Origin of the sequence: Tritonibacter sp. SIMBA_163 (assembly GCF_046535935.1) — a bacterium.
In the GTDB taxonomy this organism is placed as follows: domain Bacteria; phylum Pseudomonadota; class Alphaproteobacteria; order Rhodobacterales; family Rhodobacteraceae; genus Epibacterium; species Epibacterium scottomollicae.
Window position 1 is genome coordinate 1 of sequence record NZ_JAWJBP010000762.1, and the last position, 258, is coordinate 258.

Sequence of the window (258 nt, forward strand, 5' to 3'; positions counted from 1 at the left end):
CGGTGCTGCCTGCTGCTCGAACCCGACCCGGTCAATGCTGGATCCGGGCCACCGTGCGCGGCTTTGGAAGTGTTACGGAATTGCACCCCGCCTGTCACCCCGCAGCCGCCGTACTCCAGGCGTGGGCGTTGACGGTGACGCGCGCCGCCTCGGCCATGCCGCATATGCGTTGGAACCCCGTGATCCCCTCGGCCCGGCCTGGATCGACGCCTAGCACATCAACCAGTTTCGACTCGATCAGTCGGCGATAGCCGGTCG

The 258-nt window shown here is 67.1% G+C and carries 1 protein-coding gene; it reads right to left on the reverse strand.

Annotated elements, in window-relative coordinates; all coding sequences use genetic code 11:
• Nucleotides 1-94: 94 nt before the first annotated feature.
• A complete protein-coding gene (locus tag R0J92_RS24370) occupies nucleotides 95-241 on the reverse strand; it encodes an enolase C-terminal domain-like protein (RefSeq protein WP_411053580.1) in 147 nt (48 codons plus the stop codon).
• Nucleotides 242-258 lie beyond the last annotated feature (17 nt).